General features: G+C 67.4%; 26 protein-coding genes and 1 pseudogene. 9 read left to right on the top strand and 18 right to left on the bottom strand.

Annotated elements, in window-relative coordinates; all coding sequences use genetic code 11:
- Positions 1-379 (bottom strand): annotated as a pseudogene (locus AWC14_RS17750) (IS982 family transposase); the annotation flags it as partial.
- A gap of 298 nt (positions 380-677) precedes the next feature.
- Between AWC14_RS17750 and AWC14_RS17745 the strand changes: the two are divergent.
- Both AWC14_RS17745 and AWC14_RS17740 read left to right on the top strand, forming a co-directional pair.
- Positions 678-911 carry a hypothetical protein gene (locus AWC14_RS17745; RefSeq protein WP_045374250.1) on the top strand — a complete coding sequence of 78 codons (234 nt, stop codon included), beginning with the start codon at positions 678-680 and terminating at the stop codon, positions 909-911.
- Positions 912-917: 6 nt separating this feature from the next.
- Complete coding sequence (locus AWC14_RS17740; protein ID WP_045374434.1) at positions 918-1,355, top strand: TA system VapC family ribonuclease toxin; 438 nt, start codon at positions 918-920, stop codon at positions 1,353-1,355.
- A gap of 20 nt (positions 1,356-1,375) precedes the next feature.
- Here AWC14_RS17740 and AWC14_RS17735 read toward each other — a convergent pair whose 3' ends face one another.
- The 9 genes from AWC14_RS17735 to AWC14_RS17695 are packed head-to-tail and all read right to left on the bottom strand — an operon-like array spanning position 1,376 to position 10,954.
- Entirely contained in the window at positions 1,376-2,203 is an 828-nt protein-coding gene (locus AWC14_RS17735; RefSeq protein WP_045374253.1) for an alpha/beta fold hydrolase, read from the bottom strand.
- A complete protein-coding gene (locus AWC14_RS17730) occupies positions 2,200-2,778 on the bottom strand; it encodes an NADPH-dependent FMN reductase (protein WP_045374444.1) in 579 nt (192 codons plus the stop codon). Before AWC14_RS17730 ends, AWC14_RS17735 begins: the two co-directional genes overlap by 4 nt.
- Positions 2,779-2,786: 8 nt before the next feature.
- Complete coding sequence (locus AWC14_RS17725; protein ID WP_045374256.1) at positions 2,787-3,776, bottom strand: cyclase family protein; 990 nt, start codon at positions 3,774-3,776, stop codon at positions 2,787-2,789.
- Entirely contained in the window at positions 3,764-4,588 is an 825-nt protein-coding gene (locus AWC14_RS17720; RefSeq protein ID WP_045374259.1) for a coniferyl-alcohol dehydrogenase, read from the bottom strand. The genes AWC14_RS17725 and AWC14_RS17720 overlap by 13 nt, the downstream gene beginning before the upstream one ends.
- Positions 4,585-5,886, bottom strand: a complete 1,302-nt coding sequence (locus tag AWC14_RS17715) for an LLM class flavin-dependent oxidoreductase (RefSeq protein WP_045374262.1) — start codon at positions 5,884-5,886, stop codon at positions 4,585-4,587. Before AWC14_RS17715 ends, AWC14_RS17720 begins: the two co-directional genes overlap by 4 nt.
- Positions 5,883-7,595, bottom strand: coding sequence for an FAD-binding protein (locus AWC14_RS17710; protein ID WP_045374264.1), 1,713 nt, complete (start codon positions 7,593-7,595; stop codon positions 5,883-5,885). Before AWC14_RS17710 ends, AWC14_RS17715 begins: the two co-directional genes overlap by 4 nt.
- Positions 7,592-8,470 carry a 3-carboxyethylcatechol 2,3-dioxygenase gene (locus AWC14_RS17705; protein ID WP_045374266.1) on the bottom strand — a complete coding sequence of 293 codons (879 nt, stop codon included), beginning with the start codon at positions 8,468-8,470 and terminating at the stop codon, positions 7,592-7,594. The genes AWC14_RS17710 and AWC14_RS17705 overlap by 4 nt, the downstream gene beginning before the upstream one ends.
- The gene (locus AWC14_RS17700; protein ID WP_045374269.1) at positions 8,418-10,085 is read right to left on the bottom strand and encodes a bifunctional 3-(3-hydroxy-phenyl)propionate/3-hydroxycinnamic acid hydroxylase; all 1,668 of its coding nucleotides are present in this window, start codon (positions 10,083-10,085) and stop codon (positions 8,418-8,420) included. Before AWC14_RS17700 ends, AWC14_RS17705 begins: the two co-directional genes overlap by 53 nt.
- The gene (locus AWC14_RS17695; RefSeq protein WP_045374272.1) at positions 10,082-10,954 is read right to left on the bottom strand and encodes an alpha/beta fold hydrolase; all 873 of its coding nucleotides are present in this window, start codon (positions 10,952-10,954) and stop codon (positions 10,082-10,084) included. Before AWC14_RS17695 ends, AWC14_RS17700 begins: the two co-directional genes overlap by 4 nt.
- Positions 10,955-11,084: 130 nt before the next feature.
- Between AWC14_RS17695 and AWC14_RS17690 the strand changes: the two genes are divergently transcribed.
- The gene (locus AWC14_RS17690; protein WP_045374275.1) at positions 11,085-11,750 is read left to right on the top strand and encodes an IclR family transcriptional regulator; all 666 of its coding nucleotides are present in this window, start codon (positions 11,085-11,087) and stop codon (positions 11,748-11,750) included.
- A gap of 11 nt (positions 11,751-11,761) precedes the next feature.
- Entirely contained in the window at positions 11,762-13,360 is a 1,599-nt protein-coding gene (locus tag AWC14_RS17685; RefSeq protein ID WP_045374278.1) for an FAD-dependent oxidoreductase, read from the top strand.
- On the opposite strand, the gene AWC14_RS17680 is transcribed toward AWC14_RS17685, so the two are convergent.
- Positions 13,357-14,418, bottom strand: coding sequence for a phosphotransferase (locus tag AWC14_RS17680; RefSeq protein WP_045374281.1), 1,062 nt, complete (start codon positions 14,416-14,418; stop codon positions 13,357-13,359). The two genes, AWC14_RS17685 and AWC14_RS17680, sit on opposite strands and share 4 nt — an antisense overlap.
- On the bottom strand, positions 14,419-14,991 hold the full coding sequence (locus tag AWC14_RS17675; protein WP_045374447.1) for a TetR/AcrR family transcriptional regulator: 573 nt from the start codon (positions 14,989-14,991) through the stop codon (positions 14,419-14,421).
- Positions 14,992-15,055: 64 nt separating this feature from the next.
- Between AWC14_RS17675 and AWC14_RS17670 the strand changes: the two genes are divergently transcribed.
- Genes AWC14_RS17670 through AWC14_RS17655 form a run of 4 tightly spaced genes read left to right on the top strand, consistent with a single transcriptional unit; the run spans position 15,056 to position 17,362 of the window.
- Positions 15,056-15,796: a hypothetical protein gene (locus tag AWC14_RS17670; protein WP_045374284.1), complete on the top strand. Its 741-nt coding sequence runs from the start codon at positions 15,056-15,058 to the stop codon at positions 15,794-15,796.
- On the top strand, positions 15,793-16,512 hold the full coding sequence (locus tag AWC14_RS17665) for a hypothetical protein (RefSeq protein WP_045374287.1): 720 nt from the start codon (positions 15,793-15,795) through the stop codon (positions 16,510-16,512). Before AWC14_RS17670 ends, AWC14_RS17665 begins: the two co-directional genes overlap by 4 nt.
- Positions 16,512-17,096 carry a cytochrome c oxidase subunit 3 gene (locus AWC14_RS17660; protein ID WP_045374290.1) on the top strand — a complete coding sequence of 195 codons (585 nt, stop codon included), beginning with the start codon at positions 16,512-16,514 and terminating at the stop codon, positions 17,094-17,096. Before AWC14_RS17665 ends, AWC14_RS17660 begins: the two co-directional genes overlap by 1 nt.
- A complete protein-coding gene (locus tag AWC14_RS17655; protein WP_045374293.1) occupies positions 17,093-17,362 on the top strand; it encodes a cytochrome C oxidase subunit IV family protein in 270 nt (89 codons plus the stop codon). The genes AWC14_RS17660 and AWC14_RS17655 overlap by 4 nt, the downstream gene beginning before the upstream one ends.
- Here AWC14_RS17655 and meaB read toward each other — a convergent pair.
- On the bottom strand, positions 17,346-18,212 hold the full coding sequence (gene meaB / locus AWC14_RS17650) for a methylmalonyl Co-A mutase-associated GTPase MeaB (RefSeq protein WP_045374296.1): 867 nt from the start codon (positions 18,210-18,212) through the stop codon (positions 17,346-17,348). The genes AWC14_RS17655 and meaB overlap by 17 nt on opposite strands.
- A 10-nt stretch (positions 18,213-18,222) precedes the next feature.
- Entirely contained in the window at positions 18,223-19,362 is a 1,140-nt protein-coding gene (locus tag AWC14_RS17645) for a thiolase family protein (RefSeq protein ID WP_045374298.1), read from the bottom strand.
- Between the two features lie 78 nt (positions 19,363-19,440).
- Here AWC14_RS17645 and AWC14_RS17640 point away from each other — a divergent pair, with 78 nt between their 5' ends.
- The gene (locus tag AWC14_RS17640; RefSeq protein ID WP_045374300.1) at positions 19,441-20,202 is read left to right on the top strand and encodes an SDR family NAD(P)-dependent oxidoreductase; all 762 of its coding nucleotides are present in this window, start codon (positions 19,441-19,443) and stop codon (positions 20,200-20,202) included.
- A 68-nt stretch (positions 20,203-20,270) separates the two neighbouring features.
- On the opposite strand, the gene AWC14_RS17635 is transcribed toward AWC14_RS17640, so the two are convergent.
- The 4 genes from AWC14_RS17635 to AWC14_RS17620 all read right to left on the bottom strand — a co-directional run bounded on the left by AWC14_RS17635 (position 20,271) and on the right by AWC14_RS17620 (position 24,580).
- On the bottom strand, positions 20,271-21,038 hold the full coding sequence (locus AWC14_RS17635; protein WP_045374303.1) for an enoyl-CoA hydratase/isomerase family protein: 768 nt from the start codon (positions 21,036-21,038) through the stop codon (positions 20,271-20,273).
- Between the two features lie 177 nt (positions 21,039-21,215).
- The gene (locus AWC14_RS17630) at positions 21,216-22,298 is read right to left on the bottom strand and encodes an acyl-CoA dehydrogenase family protein (protein ID WP_045374306.1); all 1,083 of its coding nucleotides are present in this window, start codon (positions 22,296-22,298) and stop codon (positions 21,216-21,218) included.
- A complete protein-coding gene (locus AWC14_RS17625; protein WP_045374309.1) occupies positions 22,285-23,184 on the bottom strand; it encodes an acyl-CoA dehydrogenase family protein in 900 nt (299 codons plus the stop codon). Before AWC14_RS17625 ends, AWC14_RS17630 begins: the two co-directional genes overlap by 14 nt.
- Positions 23,162-24,580, bottom strand: coding sequence for a class I adenylate-forming enzyme family protein (locus tag AWC14_RS17620; protein ID WP_045374312.1), 1,419 nt, complete (start codon positions 24,578-24,580; stop codon positions 23,162-23,164). The genes AWC14_RS17625 and AWC14_RS17620 overlap by 23 nt, the downstream gene beginning before the upstream one ends.
- Between the last annotated feature and the right edge of the window lies 1 nt (position 24,581).

The following is a 24,581-nucleotide window of genomic DNA, read 5'->3' as shown; positions in this document are numbered from 1 at the left end:
AGCGGCGCACCGTCTCCCGGGAGGCCCCGCACGGGATCGGCGTGCCGTCGACCAGTCGCAGGTCGTCGGCCCACGAGGGGCACTGGGCGGCCAGATACAGCATGGCTTTGCAGATCAACGGAGCGGCGGCCTTGATCCGTTTGTGGTAGCCCGGCTGCTTGGGCAAATACGGAAACAGATGGCGCAGCCGGCCCAAACACATACGCAGCCAATGGTGTTCGCTGCGAGCACCGAGCAGTACCTGCGCCACGGCCAGGCACACCAGCTCGGCATCGGTGAGTCTCTTCGGTCGACCGACTCGCCGTCGGTCCGGTCCGATGACATGATCATCGATCGTCACATACAGTTCGGTCAGGAGGGCATCGAGGTTCGTCGTCACAAACGTCCATCGATGCCCTCCAACCACATCAGTCACAAGCCGCCACGCCGCACAGACAACCAACAGCGGTACGCATCAACAACCCGCCGCAACTCACCCGCCGCCGCGGTTAGGAATTACTCATCTAGGCGAGCCGACCTGAGCTGCACCGCCTGCGTCACCGCAGTTAGCACCTCGCTAACCCCGGCGTCGTCCATAGCCAACAACACCCCATCATCGCCGAAGTACAACTTTTCGACCTAACGGTTTGCGCAGGACTATGATTGATGTGTTTTAGATACAGATGTAGATTTGATGTATGATTCGCACGCAGGTCCAGCTCCCGGATGAGCTTTATCGTGACGCCAAGCGAGTTGCGCGCGAGCACGAGATGACCCTTGCCGAGGTCGTTCGTCGCGGGCTGGAACACATGGTGCGGATTTACCCGAAGCGCGACGTGGCGGGCAACGCCTGGCAGCCGCCCGCTCCGCGTCGACTCGGTCCGTTTCGGGTATCCGACGACGCGTGGCGCGAGCTCGCCAACGAAGCGTGAGTGGCCGTGCTCTCGATCGATACGAACGTCCTGCTGTATGCCCAAAATCAGGATTGCCCCGAACACGACGCCGCCGCCGCCTTTCTCGTCGAGTGCGCCGATCGCACCGACGTCGCGGTCTGTGAGCTCGTGCTTCTGGAGCTGTATCAACTGCTGCGGAACCCCGCGGTGGTGACGCAACCACTCGATGCCCCCGCGGCGGCAGAGGTCTGTCAGGCGTTCCGCCGGAACCGGCGGTGGGCGCTCATCGAAAACGCCCCGGTGATGAACGACGTATGGGTGCTGGCAGCCACGCCCGGAATTGCTCGCCGGCGCTTATTCGATGCGCGGCTGGCCCTGACATTGCGCCACCACAGTGTCGACGAGTTCGCTACGCGAAACATCAACGACTTCAAGGAGTTCGGCTTCTCACGGGTGTGGGATCCAATCACGTCGGACCACTGACCACGCACGATGCGCCGCGTTCATGTCATCGATGCGAGGAAGTCCAGAAGCAGCTGGTTGACGATCGCCGGTTGCTCGATCTGCGGACAGTGGCCGGCGGCGTCGACCACCGCGGAGCGGCCGTCGGGGATCTGGTCCGCGATCTCTTTGGCCCAGCCGGGCGGGAGCAGCTTGTCGCAGCCGCCCTCGACGACCAGCGTCGGAACCGAGATGCGGCCGTAGGCGCGCCGGCTGGACGGCGCCGGGGGCGGGGGCGCGCCGGGCCGGCGGAACCGCGCCGCCGCGAGGGCCTCCCAGGCGCCCGGCGCGGTGGCCGATTCGTGGCGCCGCCGCACGTACGCGTCGTCGGCCGGGAAGGCGAGATCGTGAAACAGCGCCTCGACGATGCGGCGCATGCCCTCGACGGTGGCGTCGTAGTCGTAGAGCGCTTCCATGTGCTGGTTGCGCTGGATCTCGCCGCCGCCGCAGATGGTCACGATGCTGCGCACCGGCAGCAACGGCGACTCCGAGGTGGCGTCGACGAGCAGGTTGATCGCACCCATCGAGTTGCCGACGTAATGTGCCGATTCGACGCCCATTTCGGTGCAGAACCGCGCGATGTGGCGGATCCGCATTCCGCGTCCGTCGTTGAAGTCGATGACCTTGGCCGACTCACCGAAGCCCAGCATGTCCGGCGCCAGCACGTGGTAATGCTCGGCGAGCGCCGGAATAGTGTGCTCCCAACCGATTTCGGCGCTGGCCCCGAATTCCCCGCCGTGCAGCAGGACCACCGGCTCGCCGGCGCCCGCCTCCAGATAGCTGGTGATCAGACCGTCGACGACGACGGTTTTGCGCTGCCAGGAGGTCATGTCGTGCCCGGGGCCGAGCGCGCGAACGTCAGCACCTGCGAGGCCAGCAGGTCGAGCTGGGCCCGCACGCCCGCGTCCGCCAGTCCGCCTGCCTCGTCCCAGATCTGGTCCGCCGAGTTGATCGCGACGCCCAGCGGAGTGGGCCAGGCGCGCAGCGCATGACCGATCGCCCGCAGCTGGTCGAGCGTGCCGACCGCGGCCTGCCACCCGTAGGCGCAACTGATGCAGCCCCACGGCTTGTTGTCGAGGTAGACCCGGGAGTCGTCGCGCATGTCCTCGATGTAGTCCAGCGCGTTTTTCACCAGCCCGGAGACCCCGCCGTGGTATCCGGGTGACGCAACGACGACGGCGTCGGCCTCCCGCAACGCGCCGATCAACTCGACGGCTTTGTCGGTGCGGGCCGGATCGTGCGGGTTGTACATCGGCAGCTCGATGTCCTCGCCGCAGTAGAGCTTCGTGCGTCCGCCTTGGCGCCGGGCGGCTTCCAGGCAGTGCCACAACGCCCGCTCGGTCGACGAGTTCGATCGCAGCGTGCCGCCGACGCCGACCACCAGTGGCCCAACAGCTTGTGTCATCTTCATCCCTACTTGATTGCGATCGGGTTCACCGGCGAGCCCACCGCACCCACGACTCTCAACGGCGGTGCGACGAGCTGAAACTCGTAGACCCCGTCGGCCGCGCAGTCCGCCGCCAGCGCGGTCAGATCCCAGTACTCGCCGAGCATCAGGCCCATGTCGCGCAGGCACAGCATGTGCATCGGCAAGAAGGCGCCCTCGACACCGGACACCGGGTCTTCGACCATCAGGTTGTCAGCGGCCACCGCGGCGACGTCGTGGTCGTGGAACCAGGACGCGCAGCGCCAGTCCAGGCCCGCACCCGGCTCACTGCCGTCGCCGGTGGTCAAAAACCGCGCCCACCAACCGGTCCGGATCAGCACAATGTCTCCCCGGCCGATCGTCAGGCCCTGCGCGCGCACCACGTCGTCGAGCTCTTCGGGTGTGATCGGGTTGCCGTGTTCGAGGAAGGTGTCCGCACCGCGATGCCGGACCAGGTCCAGCAGAACCCCGCGGGACGTGATGCCCTTGCCGTCGACTTTGTCGATGCCGCAGTGAAAGGCGCCGTAGCTGGTGACCGAACTGGCCGGGAAGCCGTTGTACAGCTGGTCCTCGTAGTACACGTGGGACAGCGCATCCCATTGGGTGGCCGCCTGCAACGGCATGATGATCATGTCGTCGTTGAAGCGCAACAGGCCGTCTTCGAAATACCCGCTCACTTCCTGCGCCACCGAGTTTCGGGTCCACTTCGGGCCGTACTGCGCCAAGGTGGACGCGTCGCCGCCGTCGACGGTCATGACGTGGATCGGGTTGTGCCGGAACTGAAACGCGCCCTGCGGGCCCGCCGAACCGAAGTCCACACCGAGCGGAAACACTGCGCCACGCCTGACCAGGCTGGCGGCGTGGGCGACGTTGTCCGCGTCGATGAAGTTCAACGTGCCCATCTCGTCGTCGTCGCCCCAGCGGCCCCAGTTGCTGACCTCGCGCGCGACCCGGCGAAAGTCGCTCAGGCCGGCCACGACGCCCGACCCGCCTCGAGTTCGGCGGCGATCGCCGCTCCCACCGCCCCGCCGTCGACCCAGATGACCTGGCCCGAAATGTAGCTGGCTGCTTGGCTGTTCAGGAACACCAGCACCGACGCCTGCTCTTCGGGCTCGGCGACCCTGCCCAGTGGCTTGGGGATGTCGTCGAGATAGCCCTGGCCGTAGGCAGAGCGGAGTTGGTCGAGTATCGGTGTTTCGGTGACGCCCGGGCCGGTGCAGTTGATCCGGATACCGCGGGCACCGAGCGCGGCGGCGGTTTTCATGGTGTAGAGAATGACTGCTCCTTTGGCCAACCGGTAGCCCCCGCCGGCCAGCGCGTCGGGATGGCGCCGGCACCACTCGATTCCCTCGGGCATGGTTCTGGTGTCCAGCAGTCCGGCCACCTCCCGTTGATGGTCCCGGTAGCCGGCCGCCGCCAGCGAGGACACGCTGACCACCGACGAGCCGGGCCGCATCGTGGGCGTGAGCACCTCGGTAAGGTGGCGCAAGCCAAGGAAGTTGACGGCGACGACGCGCAGCGGGTCGCCGATCCCGGAGGACACCCCGGCGACGTTGAACAGCGCGTCGACCCCGGTGCCGATCGACGCGGCAGCGCGGTCGATCGATTCGCCGTCGGCGAGGTCCACCTGGTGGAACTCACCGAGCTCGAATGCCGGCCGCCGCGTGTCCAGCCCGACGACCTCGGCGCCCAGCTCGGTGAGCTGACGCCCGACGTGCGCGCCGATCCCCGACGCGCAGCCGGTGACCACTACGCGGCGGCCGTCATATCGCCAGAGTTGCTCGATCACTTCCGCTGTTCTTTGGCGCGCTGCGCAGCCTGGACGCGTCCCTCGTTGATTTCGGCCATGGCCTCGGGAATCTCGCTGGCGGTGAACTTGCCGCCGCGGCCGGTGGGCAGGCCGCCGAACGAGTAGCTTTCGTCGAATTCCGGTGCCGTGGACGCGGTGCGGCGCGCCTCGATCTTCTCGATGACCGGCTCCAGCCGCTTTGCCTTGTCGGCCACCGCTTTTGCGTCGCGTTCGATGAACTCGGGCAGTACCTCTTTGCCCATGATCTCGATGGACTCCATGGTGCCTTCGTGGCTGCGGGGGTTGAGCAGCAGGATGATCTCGTCAACGCCGCTCTCCTCGTAGCCGCGCAGGAACTCCCGCACCGTGGCCGGTGAGCCGATCGCCCCGCGGCCCGGACCGTAGGCCAGCGTCGGATCCTTCTCGACTTCTTCGAGATACCGCTTCCACACGCCGGTCCGGCCCGGGGTGTGCACACCGGTCATGTAGTAGTGCATGATCCCGAACGAGAAGAAGCCGCCGCCCTTTCCGAGGCGTTGCAGTGCCTGCTCGTCGGTCTTGGCGACCATCATCGACAGGTCGCCGCCGATGGCCAGGATGTTCGGGTTGATCGCCGGGGTGACCGGGACGCCGTTCTCTTCGAATTCCTTGTAGTAGCCGTTGACCCGCTCGGTCAGCGGGCCGGGGCCGGTGTAGGCGAAACTCAGTGCGCCGATGCATTTTTGAGCGGCCATCTGGACGGTGGCGGGTCGGGTGCAGGCCACCCATACCGGTGGGTGCGGCTTTTGCATCGGTTTGGGGATCACGTTGCGGGCCGGCATCTCGATGTGTTCGCCCTTGAACCCGGTGAAGGGTTCTTCGATCATGCAGCGGATCGACACCTCGAGCGCCTCCTCCCACTGCGCCCGCTTGTCGGCGGGGTCGATGCCGAAGCCCCCCAGCTCGCCCACCGACGAGGATTCTCCGGTGCCGAACTCCACCCGGCCGTTGGAGAGCAGATCAAGGGTGGCGATCCGCTCCGCCACCCGGGCGGGGTGGTTGACCACCGGCGGCAGATGCATGATGCCGAAACCCAGCCGGATGTTCTTGGTGCGCTGGCTGGCGGCGGCCAGGAAGATCTCCGGCGCGGTGGAATGGCAGTACTCCTCGAGGAAGTGGTGCTCGGTCAGCCAGACCGTGGAGAAGCCGGCGTTGTCGGCGGCCTCCACCTCGTCGAGGCACTCCTGCAGCAGGATCCGCTCGTCGTCGGGCGCCCAGGGGCGGGGCAGGGCGAATTCGTAGAACAGTGAGATTTTCACTGGTTACCTCCAATAAGGGTTGGCCGTTGGCTGACAAGGTGTTTGGCCGCGACGTAGCCGAACGTCATGGCCGGTCCGATCGTGGCGCCGGCGCCGGCGTAGCTGCGGCCCATCACCGGCGCCGCGGTATTGCCCACCGCGTACAGGCCGCGCACCACGCTGTCGTCGGCGCGCAGCACCCGGGCATGCTCGTCGGTGCGCAAGCCGCCCGACGTGCCGAGGTCGCCGAGAATGATCTGGAACGCGTAGTATGGCGGTTTGCCCAGGGGATACAGGTTGGGATTGTCCAGGGTGGGATCTCCGTAATAGTTGTCGTAAACGCTGTCACCTCTGTTGAAGTCGTCGTCGTGGCCTTTGCGGGCCAGCTCGTTGAATCGTGTTGCGGTGTCTTCCAGTGCGGCGCCGGGGACGCCGATCTTGGCGGCCAGTTCCGCCCAGCTGGTGGCGGCCTTCACCACACCGGATTCCAGCCAGGCTTGCGGGACCTTGCGGCCGGTGGGTACCGGCGCGCCCGGAATCTTCGGCAGCGGAAGGTGTCCGGCGATGACGTAGCGGTTCCACGACCGGTGGTCGGTGATCAGCCAGCATGGAATGTGGGTGACGCCGGTCTTCTGGCCCTCGATCATGGCGTGCCCGAAGTCCATGTAGGGCGCGGCCTCGTTGATGAAGCGTTTCCCATCGCCGTTGACGATGAACTGTGACGGCATCATGCGTTCGTTGAGCATGAATTGCAGCCTGCCGTCAGGCCATTGGATGGCGGGGAACCACCACGCTTCGTCAAGCAAGTCGGCGGCGGCACCGACCAGCTGCCCGGCCCGGATGCCGTCGCCGGTGGCCGCGGGATTGCCGAAGCTCCAATCCTGGTCGACCACCGGCTGGTGTTCCTTGCGCCAGGCGAGGTCGTGATCGAATCCGCCGGTCGCCAGAATGACGCCGCAGCGGGCGCGGATCTGCTGTGGCGCACCGTCTTGGACGACGACGGCGCCGGTCACCGAGCCGTCGGCGTCGGTGATCAGCTGGGTCATCGGCGAGTCCAGCCACAGCGGAATGCCGCGGTCTTTCATCGCCAGCCGCAGCCGCGCCGCCAGCGACTGGCCGATGGCCGCCATCCGGTCGCCGAAAACCCGCGCCCGCACCATCCGCCACACCAGCTTGACCAGCACCGCCTTGCCGGCCCAGGACTGGCGAACCTGATAGAAGGACCGAAGCTCCTTGGGGCCCAGCCAGATTCCGCGGGGCGCCAGCGCCAGCGGCTGCAGCAGGTGCTGCTCGTCAGGGCCCAGCGTGCGCAGGTCGATCGCCGGCACGTTGATCGTGCTGCCCAGCTCCGAGCCGCCCGGCAACTCCGGGTAGTAGTCGGCGTAGCCGGGCTTCCAGACGAACTCGAACCACGGACTGAGCTGTTCGAGGAACTCCATCATCTGCGGCGCCGCCTCGACGTACCGGCGGATCCGGGCGTCGCTGACCAGGCCGTCGGTGATGCGGCGTAAATACTCGACGACACCGTCGGGCGACGGGGTGTAGCCCTCGCGGCGTTGTGCAGGTGCACCGGGCACCCAGATGCCGCCGCCGGACAGCGCGGTGGAACCACCGAAATACGAAGCCTTTTCGACAACGAGGGTGTCCAGCCCGACGGCATCGGCGGTCAGCGCGGCCGTCATGCCGCCGCCGCCGGAACCGACCACCAGCACGTCGACCTCATGTGTCATGTCGGCACCGCCGTCCGGATCGCGAAACCGGCGATCAACTCGGCGGCCGCCTTGTAGTAGCGCACGGTGGTCCGATACGGCCCCGCGGCCGCCAGAGCGGCGAAAGCGGCGACCCAGGTGCGGATTTCGTGCGCGGAGTTGCCGCCCTCGTGAGTGATGAACGAGTTGGACCACTGATCGAGGTCAACCAGCTGCCCGGAGTCGACGATGTCGAGGAAGCGATGATCCCAGGCCGGGTTGATGGGCTGGCGGTCGCTGGTGCCGTCGGCGTAGCGTTTGGCCGCGTCGATCACTGCGATCTGTCGGGCCTGTCGCTCCTCGGGAGTCATCCGGTGGTTCCGCACACCGACCGGCGGATCGTGCGACAGCCCACCGGATCCCAGCACCAGCACCCGCTTGTCGAGCGTGGCGAGGTGGTTGCCCACTGCCCCGCCGAGCGCCCGGGACCGCTGCAGTGGTCCCAGCGGGGTGGCGACGGAGTTGACGAAGATCGGGATCACCGGTCGGGCCGTCGCGTCACCGAACAGTTTTTCCAGCGGTTGGACGGTGCCGTGGTCCACGTCCATGCACGCGGATATCGCGATGTCGACGCCCGCGGCGAGGACCGCTTTCGCGCAGCCGGCCGCAAGGGAATCGGGGACGTCGAGCGGGCCGGCGTAAGTGCCGTAGTCGCCGACACCCTGTGCGGCAGTGCCGATACAGAACGGCGGCATCAGCGTGGAGAAGAACCCGTTGTAGTGGTCCGGTGCAAAGACCACGATGAGTTCGGGGTCGACGTCGTTGACGAAGTCGCGAGCCTCGCCGAGTGCGGTGTCGATGTCATCAAGGAGGTCCTGCGACGGCCCTGGCAGATTCAGTAGCGGGCTGTGAGACATACAGCACAGGGCTAGCGGCACGGTTTCCTCCCGGTGTCAAGGTGAGGACGTCGAAGAGCGAGACGCTCAACTCGGGTGCGAGTTGGGCGATGCAGGCGCCGGCGATGCAGCGATCGGGGCGCAGGAACAGCACGGATTCCCGACGGGTGTCGAACCAGGCTTTCAGATCACCGTCGCGGTCCCCGACGATCACCACGTCGGGGTCGTCGTGTCCGGTCCAGTGCAGCTGTTCGAGCGGCCGTGCCGCAATGAACCGCGCGCCCAGCGCCTTCCAGTCCGAGAACGCTTGTGCGCCAAGGATTCCCCTGGGATTGTTGTTCCAGCACAGCACCGCGAACCCGGTGTCGAGCACGTCGTCGAGCATGACGTCCTGTTGGTCACGGGTGTCCACCCGGGGTTGCACGAACAGCGTGCCCACTGGCGAGTTCGGTGTGGTGTGCACGACGGCGCCGGTCTCGTACCGCGGCATCGGCTTGAACCGCATCTCCAGCACATACCGCTTGAGCGAGGGCACAATTGAGGCTGATCGCACCAGCAGGTCACGGACGGCGGCCACCCGGCGGTTGGTCGGCGAGATGACCCGGCCCACCATCGTGGATAGGTCGATCATCGCCCGGGCGTGCTTGCGTCGTTCCACGTCGTAGGTGTCGAGCAACGCGTCGTCGGCCTGGCCGTTGACCACCGCGGCCAGTTTCCAGCCGAGATTGGCGGCGTCGCGGATCCCGCTGTTGTAGCCCTGCCCCTGCCACACCGGCATCAGATGCGCGGCGTCGCCGGCCAGCAGCAGCCGGCCGCGGCGGAACGCGCCGGCGATCCGGGAGTGGTGGGTGTACACGCGGCGGCGGATCACGTCGACCCGGTCGGGGTGCGGGACGAACGGGGCGAGCATGCGCGCGAGAAACGCCGGATCCTCGGCCTGCTCGTCGGTCTCGTCGGCGTGAATCATGAACTCGAACCGGCGGATTCCGTGGGCGATCGAGATCGACGCATAGGGACGTTCCGGGTCGGCGCCCACTTCGCTGTTGGGGTGACCGAGCGGATCGTTCGCGAGGTCGATCACCAGCCAGCGGGTCGACGAGGTGGTGCCGTCGAAGGACACCCCCATCAGCCGCCGCGTGGTGCTGCGCCCGCCGTCACACCCGACGACGTAGCGCGCCCGCACACTGGGCTCGCCGTCGCCGCCGAGCTCGACCGTCACCGCGTCGGCGGTCTGCGTGCACGTCGTCATCGGGCGGTTCCACCACACCTCGACATGCTCGAATCTGTCCAAACCGCGCAGTAATTCGGCGTCGACCAACGGCTGCACGAAGCCGTTACGTTTGGGCCAGCCGAATCGGGCGTCGGCAGGCGCCATCTCGGCCAGCACGCGCCGCTTGGCGTCGACGAAGCGCAGGATCTGGTTGGGCACGGTGTGCGGCAGGATCGCGTCGACCAGGCCGATCGCCTGGAAGGTGCGCAACGCCTCGTCGTCCAGGCCGACGCCGCGGGGATAGTCGATCAGCGACGCCCGCTCGTCGACCACCAGCGTCCGAACCCCTTGCAGGCCAAGAATGTTAGCCAACGTCAGTCCGACCGGGCCGGCCCCGACCACGACGACGTCGACTTCGTTGGTCACGTCGGGCGTCCCAGCAGGAAGTCGAGATGCAGCCGGTTGAAGGTCTTGGCGTCCTCGTACTGCGGCCAGTGCCCGCAGCCGGGCATCACCTCGAAGCGCGCGCCGGGGATCATCGAGGCGATCCGGCGGCCCTCGCGGACGTCGGCGGTGGGGTCGTCGCTGGTCCACAGCACCAGGGTGGGCGCGCTGATGGCGCCGTATTCGGCCGGGCCGAGCAGGTTGCGGGCCCGGATCTGCGGATCCTGCAGCGCCATGATGTCGCGCATCGCGGCGACGAAACCCGGCTGCCGGTACACGCGTTGGCGGCTGGCCACCAGATCGTCGTAGTCCTTGGACTTGTCGGCCATCAGCCACTTGATCCGCGCCTGCACGGTCTCCCAGGTCGGGTTCTCGGCGGCCGCCATCGACAGCGTGATAATCCGTTGCATCACTTCGGGATCGGCTTGTGAGCCGCCGGCGGTGTTGAGCACCAGCCGGTCGACCCTCTCCGGGTGGTCCACGGCGGCGCGCGCCGCCACCCAGCCGCCGAGCGACTCGCCGGACAGGTGGGCACGCCGCGCGCCGATCGCATCGAGCACCGCGATCAGATGCTCGACGTAGTGCGGTATTTCGAGCGGATGGCCGGGCTTGTCGGTGTAGCCGTGGCCCAGCATGTCGATCGACCACGTGGAAAAGTGCTCGGCGTGGGCCTCCAGGTTGCGGACGTACGCCTCGGCGTGGCCGCCCGACCCGTGCAGTAGGACCAGGACCGGCTTGTCATCCGCGTCGCCGGCATGCAGATAGCGGGTTCGGACGCCGCCGGCGTCCAGGTAGCCCTGCTCGAACGGGACACCCTGCAGGTCGCTCCAGACGCTCTCGAACTCCGCCACCCGCTTCCTTTCCTACGGAAATTCTGTTCTCGTTTTCGGTGAGCATCATGTGCTAAAATCGCACATGAATGTGCACTATGTATAGAGCATCACTCTCCGCTGCGGGTCTGTCAAGGGAAGCGACGAGGCCGTGAACGGTTCGCAGACGCTGGCCAGAGGGCTGGGCGCGCTGCAGTTGGTCGCCGGTGCGCCCGCGGGCCTGACGGTCCAACAGGTTGCCGACGGCATCGGGGTGCACCGCACCATCGCCTATCGGCTGCTCGGCACGCTGGCCGAGTTCCGGTTGATCGCCAAGGGCGAGGACGGCCGGTACCGCCCGGCGGCGGGACTGGCGGTGTTAGGTGCGTCGTTCGACCGCAACATGCGCCAGCTGAGCGTGCCCACCCTGCGGGCGCTGGCCGACGAGCTGGGCACCACGGTGTCGCTGCTGGCGGCCGAGGGTGACCAGCAAGTGGCGCTGGCGGTGATCGTGCCCACCCAGGTCGCTTACCAGCTGGCGTTCCATGAGGGCAGCCGCTACCCGCTGCACCGCGGGGCCGCCGGTATCGCGCTGCTGGCGAGCATGCCGCCGCGGCCCGGGGAACGCGAGCTGGTCGCGCGGGCCCGCGAGCAGGGCTGGGTCATCACCCACGGCGAGATCGAGCCGAACACTTACGGTCTGGCCGTGCCGGTCCATCGCGAACCACCTTCGCCGCCAACGTGTATCAACCTGATCTCGCACCGCGAGGACGTCGTGATGCGTGGCAAGGACGCAGTGCTCAAGGCGGCCAAGGAATTGTCGGCAATTCTGAGCTGAAAGGACTTTCAATGCCTTCTTGGGACCACGAAGTCGACGTCGTCGTGCTGGGCAGTGGCGGCGCCGGCCTCACGGCCGCCCTGACCGCCGCCGCACACGGCGCCTCGGTGGCGGTGTACGAGAAGGCGCCGACGGTCGGCGGGACCACCGCGGTGTCGGGCGGCGTGGTGTGGATTCCCGCGCACAACCGTTGCCCGGACGCGGAATTGACCGTCGACGACGCGTTAAGCTACCTGCGGGCACAGTCTTTCGGGTCGATGGACGAGCCGCTGGTGGAAACGTTCGTGCGGACCGGGCCGGCGATGCTCGATTTCGTCGAGGCCCACAGTAGCCTGCGCTTCGAAATCGCCACCGGCTTCCCGGACTACAAACCGGAGCTGCCGGGCGGGAAGCCCACCGGCGGGAGGTCGTTCAGCGCCGCGCCTTACGATCTGGCGCAGTTGGGCGAGTGGCGCGACCGGATCACGTCGTTTCCCGCGGACTGGTCCAATGTCGGGTTCGACGCCGAGACCCGCGCGCGACTGCACGCGGACGTCGACGAGGGAGCCGACTTGTGTGTGGCGGGCACCGCGCTGATCGCGGGGCTGCTCAAGGGCTTGCTGGATCTCGGGGTGACGCCCTACACCGATGCGCGCGTCGAGGAACTGGTTGCCGACGGCGACGGCATCGCCGGCGTGCGGGTGGGCTCACGAACGGTCCGCGCGCGTCGCGGCGTCGTCCTGGGCACCGGCGGATTCGAGTGGAATCCCGTGTGGGTCAACGCGTTTCTGCGCGGACCGATGCACGGGGCCGTGTCGCCGCCGAACAACACCGGCGACGGCCTGCGCATGGCGATGGCGCACGGCGCCGAGCTGGCCAACATGGGCGAAGCGTGGTGGGTGCCGATCGTGCAGATCCCCGGCGACACCATCGACGGGCATCAGCGCAGCCGCAGCGTGCGGCTGGAACGCACCCGTCCGCGCAGCATCATCGTCAACCGGGCCGGCCGCCGGTTCGTCAACGAGGCATGCGACTACAACTCGATGGCCGGCGCCTTCCACTACCTCGATCCGCGCGACGGCTACGTCAACGACCCCGCGTGGATCGTCTTCGACTCGCTGCACCTGAAACGCTACGGTTTCCTGGGCGTCGCACCCGGCGAGCCGGTTCCGGACTGGTTCAATGCCTCGGACGATTTTGTCGAGCTCGGCTCCAAGACCGGGATCGACGCCCACGGGCTGGCCCGCACTGTCGAACACTGGAACCGCAACGTTGCGGATGGATCCGATCCGGAATTCGGGCGCGGCTCAAGCGCATACGACGGCTACTGGGGCGACGAGCGTGCCACCACCCTGGCCGGAAAGACACTGGGCCCCATCGATACCGCCCCCTACTATGCGGTGCCGATCTCGGTGGGCGCCATGGGAACCAAGGGCGGGCCGCGCACCGACCGCGACGGGCGAGTGCTGCACGTCGGCGGCGGGCCGATTTCCGGCCTGTTCGCCGCCGGCAATGCGATGGCAGGGGTAACTGGCCGCGCGTATGGCGGTGCCGGTGGAACCATCGGCCCGGCAATGGTTTTCGGCTTCCGCGCCGGTCACTATGCGGCGACGGGCCGGTCGGTGGGCTAACTCATCTGCTGCGCCAGCGCCCACGCCATCTCTGCCAGCTCGCGATAGCGCTCCCGGAAGGTGGCCGCGCGGGCATCCGCGGCGTTGCCGTCGATTCCGCGCCGATAGACGCCGGCCGCGATCGATGCCAGCCGGAACATGGAAAACACGACAAAGACGTCGAGCGAGGCCGGAACCTCCCGGCCCACGTGGCGGCAATAGCTGGCGACGAACGCGTCCTCGTCGGGGATTCCGGTGCCGGTCAAGTCCTCGCCCGCCACCCCGCTGCGGCCGCCGGCGTCGTCGGGCGGCAAGTGATATGTCAGGCAGGCATAGGCCAAATCGGCCAGCGGATGGCCGATGGTGGCGAGTTCCCAGTCCAGCACCGCGACCACGCGCGGTTCGGTCGGGTGGATGAGCACATTGCCCAGCCGGTAGTCGCCGTGGGCGATGCAGGCGGGCTCGTCGTCGGGCGGCAGGTGCTCGGGCAGCCACCGCGCCAGCTGGTCCATCGCCGACGTGTCCTCCACCCGCGCGGCTTCCCACTGCCTGGTCCACAGTGCGACCTGCCGCTGCATGTAGCCCTCGGGCTTGCCGAATCCCTCGAGACCGACCGCGCGCCAGTCCACGCGGTGCAGCGCCGCCAGCACGCGGGCGAGGTCCTCGTAGATCGCGGCGCGGTGCTCGGGCGTGCACTCGCGCAGAACACGGTCGGGAAAGATCCGGCCCGGGACGTAGTCCATGACGAAGAACGTTGTGCCGATGACCGATTCGTCGTCGCACAGAAGCCGCATCCGTGGCACGGGGACGTCGGTGTCGGCCAGCGCGGCCATCACGCGGTGTTCGCGCTCCACTTCGTGGGCTCGGGGCAACAGCTTGCCGGGTGGCTTCTTGCGCAGGACATACTCGCCGGCAGCGGTAGTCAGGTGAAAGGTCGGATTGCTCTGGCCGCCCTGAAACTGACCAACTTCCACCCCGCTGTCGAATCCTGGCAGCCGCCCGTCCAGATAACGTTGCAGCGCGGCTTCGTCGAACTGGTGAGCCGGCAGGACCGGCACCAGCTCCGCCATGCCATCCATCTACGACGCCTCCATGAATCGGCGGGTCAGGCGAACCAGTTGAGAACGTAGCGTGTCGTCGTCGACGTCGGCGACGAGGGGATGCATCACGCCGACGGCGATGGCGCCCGACAACATTGCCGCGGTCACCCGGGCGTCGTCGCCGGCGTCGCCGACCAGCACGCTGTAGAGCCGTTGGATGAACTGCTGGAATGGCTGGTGCTGCGCGAGCAGGCGCACGATGACGGGATCGAACTGCAGCGTGCTGGCCGCGCCGCGGCGCTCGACCGCCACGTCGATGACCCGTTCGAGGAGCATGTCGCGGGCCCGCGTTCCGTCGTGCTCGGCTTCGGCGGCCTCCAGCGCCTCCTCGAGGCCGCCCAGTTCCCGTTCGGTGAGCGCGATGACGATCTCGTCCTTGGTCTTGAACTGGTGGTACACCGCGGCCTTGGTGACACCGATGGCGTCGGCGATCATCTGCAACGACGTTCCGCCGACACCGTTTTCGGCGATCAGCCGCAATGCGGCGTCGAGGATGCGGGTCTGCGCCGCGCTGCGCTCGATTGATCGCAGCCTTGCGGCCGGGGTAGCCACCACCCCGTAAGGGTAGCCGATCGGCTATTGACCGTCGGCTAGCCGATCGGCTAGGTTCACCACCGTGTCGACTGTCGCCGAAGCACGGCAGGCGCCTTCGGCGTTGAGCCTTCGCGGGCAACGGATCTGTTTGTGGATGACTCCGGTCGTCGGCGCCGTGCTGCTGGTCGCCTTCGTGGCGTTCCCGGGGTTCTTTCCGCCGATGTCACCTGCGATGACAGCGGGTCAGGTCGCCGAGTTCTACGCGCACAACACGACGATGATCCGGTTCAGCATGATCACCTACAACCTGTTCGGGATCATGTTGATCCCGCTGTTCGCGCTGATCGTCGTCCAGATGAAGCGGATGGCGACCCCGACCCAGGTGCTCGCCTATTGTTATCTGACCGCAGCGGTCAGCGGTGCGACGCTGTTCGCGCTCGCCGATATCTTCTGGCTGGTGGCCGCTTTTCGGCCCGAACGCAATCCGCAGTTGATCCAGCTGCTCAATGACCTGGCCTGGATTACGTTCATTGCACCGGTCGGCATGCTGGTGGTGCAAAACCTCTGCTTGGGGCTTGCCGTCTACCTGGATGCCCGTGCGCGGCCGGTCTTTCCGCGATGGGTGGGTGCGTTCAGCTTCCTGATTGCCGCCGCGATGACCCCTGCCGCGGGTGCGGCGATATTTCGGACCGGGCCGTTGGCCTGGAACGGCGTGGTGTCGTTCTGGCTGCGGGTCGGGGCGTTCGCGTTGGACGTCGTGGTGATGTTCTTCGTGCTGCGGGCGGCGCTGCGCCGGCAGGCCGCCGAGGAAACGACAGCATGACCGATGCGGCGGCGCCACAGCGCAATATCGATCTGCGGATTGCCTTTTGGGTTGTTCCGGCCTTTTACACCTTGTTCGGGCTGATCTTCGTTCCGCTCACCCGGGTGATGCCGCCGCCGCGGCCCGACGTCACCGCGGAGCAGATGGGCGACTTTCTTCATCAGCATGCCGTGACGATCCAGATAGGGTTTGCACTGTTGATGGTCATCATCGGCTTTGCCGGCGTCGCGAACGGCATCGTCGTCTTCGAGATCAAGCGGATGTCGGTCAGCCCGGCGTTCGCGTACGCCTACCTGGGCGCCCTGGCCGTCGGTGCGCTGCCGGGGTGCCTGATGGCCGCAATCTCCTTCCTGGCGGCGGTCTTTCGTCCCGACCGCGATCCGCAGATTGTCGCGATGCTTTATGACTTGACGTTCCTGTCGTTCGTCGGATCGCTGGGCTGCTTTTCTGCGGCCTACCTGGTGTTCGCGATCGCCATCCTGCTGGACGCCAACGGCGTCTTCCCGAAATGGCTTGGCTACATCTCGATTTGGCAGATCGTGACGGAGCTGCTGGCCGCCCCGGTATTCGTGTTCAGATCCGGGCCACTCGCCTGGAACGGCTCGATCAGCTTCTGGATGGGCACGGCCATCTTCGGGTTCTGGGAAGTATGCCTGATCGTGCTGCTGAAGATGGCGGTCGACCGTCAGCCCGTTGGCGAGTTGGTGCAGGACTGATGACAGATACCCGAGCCGGCGTCAGCCGCAAGCCGCAAGCTCATCTGCCCGGCGACGGAAGCATGTGGGTGTTCGTCCTCGGCGACCTCGTCATCTTCGGCGCCTACTTCGTCATCTTCATGGTGTACCGCACGCAAGAGCGCGGGTTGTTCCTTGCGTCGCAACAGCATCTCAGCCTCGACGTCGGCGTCGTCAACACCTTGGTGCTGATCGCAAGCTCCTGGTTTGTCGCGCGCGGTGTGCAATCGGCCCGCGCAGCTGAGCATGCCGCTGCGGCGCGCTTTATCGTCGGCGGCGGAGCCTGCGGTGTGCTGTTCATCGCGCTCAAGGCCTACGAATGGTCGTCGAAAATCGGTCAGGGGCTGACGTTTCCGCGCAACGACTTCTTCATGTTCTATTACCTGCTGACCGGTGTGCACCTGTTCCATGTGCTGCTCGGCCTGGTGATCCTGGGTGTGGTGGTAGCCAATCTGCGAGATCCGCGCCGTCGGCGGCTGTCGATAGCGGAGGCCGGCGCCACCTACTGGCACATGGTCGATCTGCTGTGGATCGTCATCTTCGCGCTGCTCTACGTGATGCGATGACCACTACTGCGCGCCTTACCTCGGTGTGGCTGATTCTGTCGGCGATCACCGTCGCCGCATGGTGGCTGGCGCCCGGACACGCCCACGCGCCTCCCGGCGCCAGCGTGCCCATCACGATCGCTGTCCTGGCGATGGCTTTGGTCAAGGTGCGCTTGGTGATTCAGCAGTTCATGGAGGTGCGCACCGCTCCGGGCTGGCTGCGATTGTTCACTGATGCGTGGCTTGTGGTTCTCTGGGGCGCGGTGCTGGTCATTTACCTTTGGTGAGCAACGCTTCCGCTGCGGTGTAGGGGTCGTCGCGGCCGTCGGCGACCGCCTCGGCCAGCCGGTCGAGGTCGGGGTGAGTCCGCAGCCGGGTCTGCGCCAGCGACAGGATCTGGGCCCGCGCGCGGGCCAATCGGCGGTCGCGGTTGTCGGCGCGGCGATGGGCATCGATTGCGTCCATCAACTCCGCGAGGCCTTCACCTTTGGCGGCAACCAGAGGAAGGATGGGCGCCTTGGTTTCCGCGCGCAGGTCGCGAATGGTCTGCTCCGCGCCTTCCCGGTCGGCCTTGTTGACCACGACGATGTCGGCGACTTCCAACAGGCCTGCCTTGGCGGCCTGCACCGCGTCGCCCGCACCCGGGTTGAGGATGACGACGGTCGGATCCGCGACGGCGGCGATCTCGATCTCGGACTGGCCCACGCCGACGGTTTCCAGCAGCACCACGTCGTAGGCCAGCGCGCCGAGCAGCCGAATGGCCGCGGGAACGGCCGCGGCCAGACCACCCAGATGACCGCGGGTCGCCAGCGAACGGATCAGCACCTCGGAGTCGTTGATATGCCGCGTCATTCGGATCCGGTCACCCAGCAGCGCGCCACCGCTGAACGGCGACGACGGATCGACAGCCAGCACCGCCACCCGCAACTCCCGCTGCCGGTACGCGCCCACCATAGCCGCGACCGTCGTCGACTTGCCGGCGCCCGGCGGTCCGGTGATCCCCACGACCTGCACCGAAGATGGCCCGAGGCTTTCCAGCACCTCGTCGCGGCGCTCGCCCTCGACCAGGCTGAGCAATCGGCCGGCGGCCCGCGGTGATCCATTGCGCGCCGCAGCGATCAGCTCGGCGATGTTCATCTACGGGATTTTATGGTGCCGGTACCTCGATGACAGTCGCGGAGCCCATGCCGCCGCCGGCGCACATCGCCGCGACGCCGAAACCGCCACCGCGCCGCCGTAATTCGTGCACGAGCGTGACCAGCATCCGGGCTCCGGTGGCAGCCACGGGATGACCGAGCGAGCAGCCGCTGCCGCTGACGTTCACCAGGTCGGGGTCGATGTCGAGCAGTTTAACGGTGGCCACGCACATCGAGGCGAACGCCTCATTGATTTCGAACAGGTCGATGTCGGACAGTGAAATCCCTGCCCTGGCAAGGGCTTTGGGGATTACCTCGACAGGTGCCAGGCCGGTCGAGGCAGGGTCGACGCCCACCGACGCCCAGGCCCGGATCGTCGCCAGCGCCGGCAGACCCAACCGATCGCTGGCAATCGTCAGCACGGCAGCGCCGTCGTTGGCACCGCAGGAGTTGCCGGCGGTGATCGAGAAGCCCTCGATTTCCGGATGCAGGGGTTTGAGCGCGGCCAGCTTGTCCATCGTGGTGTCCCGGCGCGGATGCTCGTCGACCTCGAACAGGCCGTGCGGCGTCTCGATCGGGACGATCTCCTCTTTGAAGCGGCCCTCGTCGATCGCGGCGATCGCGTTGCGGTGTGACCGCAGCGCCCAGGCGTCCATCTCCTCGCGGCTGATCCCGGCGGTGACGGCCGCGTTCCAGCCGACCGTGATCGACATGTCCATGTTGGGAGCGTCGGGGCGGTCGGGGTGGGTCGGCGGGAACCAGTCGACCCATTCGCCGTCGACCTGCATCCGCGACCGCGGCGACGTCGACGCGGAGTTCACTCCCCCGGCGATGATCAGCTGGTCCATGCCGGCGCGCACGCTGGCCGCCGCGCTCTGCACCGCCGCCTGGCCGGCCGCGCAGTGCCGGTTCTGGGCCAGGCCGGGCACCGACGTCAGCCCGGCGGTAAGGGCGGCGTGCCGGGCCACCACTCCGCCGCCGTAGAGGCCCTCGCCCAAAATCACGTCGTCGACCGGCACCGAGTCCAGGCCGGCAGCGGCCTCCGACACCACGTGATGGGCGAGCTCGTAGGCGCTGGTGTCACGCAGCGTTCCCTTGCGCGCGGTGCCGATGGGCGTGCGCAGGGCGGACACGATGACGGCTTCGGGCACAGGTCGCCTCCTCGCAAGCGATATGAGAACATTATTCTCTCATTTCGAGAGTATTAGTTGCAAGGAAAGGGAACACCGATGCAGATCAGTGGGAGCTCGGCGCTCGTGGTCGGCGGCGCCGGCGGCCTGGGCGAGGCCACCGTGCGCCGGCTGCACACCGCCGGGGCCAAAGTGGTGATCGCCGACCTGGCCGACGACAAGGGCAAGGCGCTGGAAAGCGAGCTCGGTGCCCGCTACGTCCGCACCGACGCCACCAACACCGACGACGTGCAGGCTGCGCTGGCTGAAGCGGAATCGCTTGGCCCGCTGCGGATCTCGGTCGACGCGCACGGCGGCCCGGCAAGCGGGGGCCGGTTGGTCGGCAAGGACGGCAGCCCGCTGGATTTGGATGGCTTCAAGACCACCATCGACGTGTACTTGACCGGCGTCTTCAACGTGATGCGGCTGGCCGCGGCCGCGATGGCCCGCCAGGAGCCGGTCGACGGCGCGCGCGGCGTCATCGTCAACACCGCATCGATCGCCGCCTACGAAGGACAGATCGGACAGCTGCCCTACGCGGCGGCCAAGGGCGGCGTCGTCGGCATGACGCTGGTCGCGGCGCGCGACCTGTCCCCGCTCGGCATCCGCGTCGTCACCATTGCGCCTGGCACGTTCTTGACTCCGGCCTACGGGCAGGCGGGCGACCAGTTGGAGGCGTACTGGGGGCCGCAGGTGCCGTTCCCCAAGCGGATGGGCCAGCCCGCGGAGTACGCCGCGTTCGTGCAGAGCATCGTCGAAAACGATTACCTCAACGGCGAAGTCATCCGGCTCGACGGCGCCCTGCGCTTCCCGCCGAAGTAGCGTGCGGCGAGCGTAACGCCACGGCGGAAGATCGGCCGATTTCTCGCCCTGACGTTACGCTCGGCGAGCTAATTCTTGCCGGCGGTCAGCTTGGCGACGATTGAGCGGAAGTCTTCGGTCTGGAACGACTGGTTCTCGGCGGTCAGCGCGAAGTCCAGGGTGGCCAGCACCGCGCGTTCGAGGTGCACGTTGAGCACCCGCTTGGTGCTCTCGACGGCCTGTTGAGGTAGTTCCATGATCCGCTTGGCGCAGTCGACCGCCTCGGCGACGGGATCGGCGGCGATGTGGTTGGCCAGCCCGAGCTCGACGGCCCGCTGTGCGGAGATCCGGGCGCCGGTCAGCGCGTACTCCTTGGCCAGCAGCAGGCTGATGTGCAGCGGCCAGGTAAGCGGCCCGCCGTCGGCGGCGACCAGCCCGACCTGCACATGCGGGTCGGCCAGGTAGGCGTCCTCGGCGATGTAGACGATGTCGGAGAGTGCCACCAGGCTGCAGCCGAGGCCGACGGCCGGGCCATTCACGGCCGCTACCACCGGGATTCGGCAGCGGGCCATCCCCAGCACGATCTCGCGTCCGTCGGCGATGGTCTTGGCCCGCAGGTCGGCGTCCTGTGCCAACTCGGCCAGGTAGTGGAAGTCGCCGCCGGCCGAGAATGCCCGGCCGCTGCCGGTGATCACGGCGGCGCGCGCCGTCCGGTCGTCGCTCATCCGCTGCCACAACCGCGCCAGCCCGTTGTGCAGGTCGTCGTTGACCGCGTTGAGCGCGTCGGGCCGGTTCAGTGTGATGATGCGCAGCGGCCCGTCGGCGCGGACGTCGATTTCCGGTGGCATGTCGTACACGTCAGACTCCTTCGATGGTCGTGACCCGCTTCGCCCGCGCTTCGCGCGCGCTCGCGATCACTCCTACTTTCATGGTCGTGACCCGCTTCGCCCGGGCTCCGCCCGCGCTCGCGATCACTCCTACTTTCATGGTCGTGACCCGCTTCGCCCGCGCTTCGCGCGCGCTCGCGATCACTCCTACAATCCCAAGATTCGGGAGGCGATGATGTTCTTCTGGATCTGCGATGTCCCGCCCATCACGCTTTGCGCCCGGCTGTACAGGTAGGCGCTGAGCAGGTCGGGATCCTCGGTGCCGCCGACGGCCAGCGCGGCGTGGCCGACAGACTGCTCGACCCACGTCATCAGCAGCTTGTCCAGCGAGCCGTCCGAGCCGTGCGACACACCGTCGAGCTGTTCGGACAGCCGCCGGCGCACGTGGTGGGTCAGCATCTCGGTTTGCACTGCGGCCCAGGTTAATTCGGGAGACGCCGGACCGTCGGAGCGCGCCGCCATCTCCCGCACGAGCTTGCCGTAGCGGGCCGCGTAGCCCAGCGTCGACGGTTCGCGTTCGTGTCCCACCACCGTCATGGCAATGGCCCAGCCCTCGCCGGGGGCGCCCACCATCTGGTCGACGGGCACGGTCGCACCGTCGAAGAACACCTGACCGAATTCGGTGGTGACGCCGTTGATCATCCGAAGCGGACGTTGTTGCACGCCAGGTTGTTTCATCGCGATGACGAACGCCGACAGGCCCTTGTGCCGGGGCGCGTCCGGGTCGGTGCGGGCCAGCAGCAGACACCAGTCGGCGACGTCGGAGTAGCTGGTCCAGATCTTGTGTCCGTACACGACGTAGTTGTCGCCGTCGCGGGTGGCGGTGGTGGTCAGCGACGCGAGATCCGAGCCGGCTCCGGGTTCGGAAAAGCCTTGGCACCACCGCTCGGTGCCGTTGATCATGCCGGGCAGGAAGCGCTGCTGCAGTTCCTTGCTGCCGTGCCGTCCCAGCCCCACCACCAGATAGCCGAGGCTGGGCCGCGGCGGGGCGCCGGCGCGGGCCAGTTCTTCGTCGACGATGACGTCGTAGACCGGCGGCAGCTCCTGGCCGCCGTATTCGCGCGGCCAGGACAATCCGAAGAAACCGCCCTGATACAGGGCGCGATGCCATTCGCCCTGGCGGGTCCAGTACTCGTCGCCGGAGCTCGCAAACCCCTTGGCGTGCAACGTAAGCCAGGACCGAAGCCGGTCGCGGAAGGCGGCTTCGTCGGCCGAGTCACGAAAGTCCAATGTCGATCTCCTCCAGCTTCACGGGCCACAGTTCGGTGGATGTCAGTGCCCGCCGCAGAAAGACATGCGCCAGGCATTCCCAGGTGTTGCCGATGCCGCCGTGTACCTGGATGGCGGTCTCGCAGACGGTTTGTGCTGCGCGCGCACAGTAGATCTTGGCGATGCGCGCGGCTCGGATCGCGTCGCCCGGGGCGAGTTCGTCGACCGCCCAGGCGGCATGCCGCAACACGCTCACCGAGCCTTCGATCAGGGCGAGGCTTTCGGCCAGCAGGTGTGCGACCGCTTGATACGAGCCGATCGGTTTGCCGTACTGCTCACGGATTTTCGCGTAATCACAGGCCAAAGCGTGCGCCCCCCGGGCGGCGCCGACCAGGTCCGCGGAAGTGGCGGCCAACGCGAGGGCCAGCCACCGTCCGGCAACGTCGGCAGAGACTTCGCCGACGGGAACCGCGGCGCCGTGCAGATCGGCGTTGACTCTGGTCAAATCCGCACCGGTCCGGACGTCGCCGATGTCGACGGCAGACACCGTCGTATCCCGCAGCACCAATGCGCGTCGGTATCCCCTCGCGTCGACCGCATGATCGCCGTAGGCGATCGTCGCCGTGTCGCCCCCGACGTGCCGGGCCAGCTCGTCGGCCAGGACCGGCCCGAGGAACGGCGCGTCCACCAACCCGCGGCCGAATTCCTCGGCGACGATCGCCACCTCGACACCCGAGGCGCCGTCGGAGCGCAGCGACCGCCAGCCCGTCGCAGCAATCTGCTTGTCCAGCCGCATAATTCGCTCGCTGTCCTCGAGCGCCTGAACCGACCCGGGTCCCAGATCGTCGGCCAGTTTGGTGGCGGCGTCGCGCAGTTGCTGTTGTTCAGCGGTCAGACGTACATCCATACTTCTCCTTCAGCACTCGGCGCAGCACCTTGCCCGAAGCCAGCCGAGGAATCTCGGACACGAACACCACGCGGCTCAGCCGTTTGTACGACGCCAGCTGCTCCCGGACGCGAGCGGCGAGTTCGGTGGCCTTCACCGGGGTGTGCGTCGACACCGCAGCGACGATCGCCTCCCCGTCCCGTCCGTCCGGAACACCGAACACGGCGCAGTCCTTGACCGCCGGGTGCCCGTGCAGTACCGCTTCGATCTCGGCGGGCGCGACCTGAAAGCCGCGCACCTTGATCATTTCCTTGGACCGGTCGGTGATCCGCAACCAGCCGCCGCTGTCGAGACAGCCGACATCGCCGGTGCGATACCAGCCGTCGCACAACGTATCTCGTGTCGCCGTGCCCGGCAGGTAGCCGGCCATCAGCGACTGCGAGCGGGCCTGGATCTCGCCGACCTCGCCCGCGCCGACCGGCTCGCCGGTCTGCAGCGACACCACCCGCACCTCGACCCCGGGCACCGGCCGTCCGACCGAATCGAGCCGCGCGCCGTCGAGCGGATTGCAGGCAATGACGGGCAACTCGGTGGTGCCGTAGGCGGGCACCCACCCGACGCCGGTCCGCTGGGTCACGGTTTCGGCGACGCTTCGGCTGACCGGGGTCGCGCCCCACATGATGAACCGCAGCGACGAGGTGTCATAGGACTCCAGCTGCGGATGCGAGGCGAGCGCCAAAGCGATTGGGGCAACGGCCATCTCGACGGTGATGCGGTCGGACTCGATGTGCCGCAGCATGGTGTCGACGTCGAACCGGCGGTGCAGCCGCATCCACATGCCGGTCTCGAGCGCGGTGAGGATGTTCAGCAATCCGAGGATATGCGAGGGGGGCGTGGCGATTTGGATTCGGTCACGCGACGTCAACTGCAGCGCATCGCGCCAATGCCGGACGGCGGCGCACAGCGACGCGTGGGTGTGCCGGACGGCTTTCGGCAGGCCGGTGGTGCCCGAGCTGAACACCAGCAGCGCGTCGGCGTCCCGCGGCGGCGGCCCGGAATCCGGCTGCCCGGGCGTGATCGGCTCGTCGAGATGCAGCATCGGCATCAGGTTCGAGAGCACCGGGTGGTCTCCGACCGCATGGGCGGGGCTGGTCAAGCCCAACGCGTGCTCGACCTCGGCGCGTTTCCAGGCGGGACTGATCAGCACCACGGCTGCGGCCAGCCGCCAGACGGCGTGCAGCGCGACAACGAACTCGGGCCGGTTGGATGCCATCAGCGCCACCCGTTCGCCCGCCCTCATCCCCCTTCTGCGCAGGGTGGACGCCAGGCCGTCGGCCAGCGCGTCGAGTTGCGGCAGGCCGTACTGCCGCTCCTCGAACGCGAGCGCGGTGGCATCGTGTGAAGGCTGTGAAAGCATT

This window comes from Mycobacterium kyorinense (genome assembly GCF_002101735.1).
Lineage (GTDB): Bacteria > Actinomycetota > Actinomycetes > Mycobacteriales > Mycobacteriaceae > Mycobacterium > Mycobacterium kyorinense.
The sequence above is the reverse complement of the archived record's forward strand: the minus strand, read 5'-3'. Positions and strand labels throughout refer to the sequence as shown.